Below are 2,292 nucleotides of genomic sequence, written 5' to 3' on the forward strand. Positions count from 1 at the left end.
TTTTTTCATTGCTAATCTTCAAGATAGATATCAATTGAAAGCTCGCCGGCCAGAGAATTATTACCAGCACGGGCTTCAGCAGCAATCTTTTTACCGGCGTCCATCAAACGAGCCACGATATGGTTTTGATTCCGTGGCACCCAACCAATGTGATGTTCAGCTGAATCAAGGACCTTGATGGCGTAGTCGTCAAATTGGTTGGCCTTATCACGACGTAAAATCAGTGCGTTTCCTGGTAACCCAGCAGCGCGGTGGTAGGCCTGGTTTTCCTCTGAGAGATAATAATAGCCGCGCACTTGCACATGAGTTAAGTAAATACGTTCACCAAATAGGTCATCAACTAAGTCTGTGAGAGCGGTTGAATTCGTTTTCAATTCAATTGGTAAGGCTGAACCGCTGTTTAACGGATTTAATTCAAATTTTTCAGTCATGCGGTACCCATCCCATTTGCGCTAAATCTGTCAGCAATTGACTACGTTTCGCCATTAGTCGCGTGGTTTGTTGCTGAATACGTAAGACCTGTTCAGTGATGTAGTTCTCGTCCTGCAAGGCGTCGGCCAAATACATTGGAAAACTGGTCATGATGTGATCAATTTCGGCTTGTAAAGTATCAATTTTACTAGCGAGTTGGTCGCCTTGTTCCTGTAGATCTTCGATAGGCATGACAACTTCATGTTGCTCCGCCACTTGGTTATTCAGTTGCACAATTTCTAAGAGAAGCGCCAGCTCTTGCAACTGGCCAGCTTTATAGGCCGTGACGGCAGCTTGAAACCATTCTCTTTCAACTGCTGTTTGGTCGGGATTGAGGTCTGGGTGCAACAGACGGACGAGTTCCCGATAAATCATTTTTAAGCTTTTTGTATCTTCGACGGAAAGTAGCTTGGCATCCCAAATGTGTTGTGCTCGGCGTAATCGGTCGGCCAATTCTTGCCGTTTGACATCAAGCTGACCGTTTAATAAATTAATTTCAATTTCAATGGCTTCCAAATCAGGAGTCTCACCTTGATTAATTGCTTGTAACATTAATTGGCGTCGTTTCTTCAAAAACTGAACCGTCATGTATAGTTCATAAGCCGTTAATTCGTAACGGCCAATGGTTGCCATATAACGTGCCTCAGTGAAGGGGACTTGGGTCGTTTGCAAATCAGATAATCGAGAATAGGCAGTTGCTAAGGTTAATTTTAAATCTTCAATTCTTGTGATGGCCGCTTCATACGCGGGATGTAAGCGAATGTCCATTAACCGACTCCTTTGGCTAGGTAATAGTTATTATTGTACTGCTTTTGATGGTGGACTGTGCAACATTTTGGATGAGTTGTGTTGGGATGCAATATATTGTTTTAAAAGTGGTATATGTAATTTTTTGTCTAATCAGATGTTGCCTGTTTAATGTTTTGAAAATGAGAGTAGAATTAATTATAAATTAACTGAAAGCTAATTATAGGGATGATAAAGCAAAGTGTAATCGATGAATGGAAAAGGGATTTCGATAGACGTAAGCCACGACAGGTAATCAGTAATTTGTTATCAGCACAGACGTTTCAATATCTTAAAAGCAATGATTTTGCAATTGTAATTGGCCTCATTTCAAATCAGTCTATCTCTTCTGAAAGAGCATGGGCATTGCCGTTTTATTTAGCGGAGAGATTGGATCAAGCTCAGCTAACGCCAGAACTCGTTTTGCAACATGCATCTGACTTGGCAGAAATTATTAGGGAAAAGCCAGCCTTGCATCGTTTTCCGGGTCGAATGGCAGACTATTTTATTGCGGCGGCGAATAGATTTGTTGCGTTAGAGTTACCATTGCGGGGGAACTTTACTAACAAAATGTTTAGTGATTTGCAGAATGAATTAATGGGGTTTAATGGCGTTAGTGTCAAAAAGGCCGGCTTGGGTATTTTGATTCAATCCATTGATTTCGGTCAAAAAATCGTGGCACAGGACAGAAGCTCGGCGTTACTTGATGCACATGTCAATCGGTTTTTAGCACAATATACGGCGACTGAAAAAAATACAATCGCAGATGCAACCGAAATTTTCAGGTTAATTAATCCGGCGAATCCGGCGCTCGTATCAACGTGGATTTGGTCGAAGGATAAGTTCGATTAATTTTGTGCAGTAAACAGTTTTTTGATTATCTGGTATGCAGGGGGCAATTATGGACGAAAAAGATCAAACGGAAATTTATGATTTGTATGAAAGTGTGGGATGGATTGCTTATACAAAGAATCCGGATCGTCTGTGGCAAGCTTTCGCAAATTCACAATATATGACTGAGAAAAATAAGCAGGG

At 41.3% G+C, this 2,292-nt stretch carries 3 protein-coding genes; 1 reads left to right on the plus strand and 2 read right to left on the minus strand.

Annotation, left to right across the window (positions count from 1 at the left end; genetic code table 11):
• Nucleotides 1-11 precede the first annotated feature (11 nt).
• Nucleotides 12-431 (minus strand): HIRAN domain-containing protein, encoded by a 420-nt coding sequence (locus WEIDD23_RS05805; RefSeq protein WP_010371331.1) that lies wholly within the window; start codon nt 429-431, stop codon nt 12-14.
• Entirely contained in the window at nt 424-1,239 is an 816-nt protein-coding gene (locus WEIDD23_RS05810) for a J domain-containing protein (RefSeq protein WP_010371328.1), read from the minus strand. Before WEIDD23_RS05810 ends, WEIDD23_RS05805 begins: the two co-directional genes overlap by 8 nt.
• 282 nt (nt 1,240-1,521) lie before the next feature.
• Here WEIDD23_RS05810 and WEIDD23_RS05815 point away from each other — a divergent pair, with 282 nt between their 5' ends.
• Nucleotides 1,522-2,109, plus strand: a complete 588-nt coding sequence (locus WEIDD23_RS05815; protein WP_158004766.1) for a hypothetical protein — start codon at nt 1,522-1,524, stop codon at nt 2,107-2,109.
• Nucleotides 2,110-2,292: the final 183 nt, after the last annotated feature.

The sequence above is a fragment of the Weissella sp. DD23 genome (assembly GCF_001579105.1).
Taxonomy (GTDB): domain Bacteria; phylum Bacillota; class Bacilli; order Lactobacillales; family Lactobacillaceae; genus Weissella; species Weissella cibaria.

Coding starts and splice junctions, on each gene's coding strand:
- WEIDD23_RS05805 (WP_010371331.1), bottom strand. CDS start 431: ATGACTGAAAAATTTGAATTAAATCCGTTAAACAGCGGTTCAGCCTTA.
- WEIDD23_RS05810 (WP_010371328.1), bottom strand. CDS start 1,239: ATGGACATTCGCTTACATCCCGCGTATGAAGCGGCCATCACAAGAATT.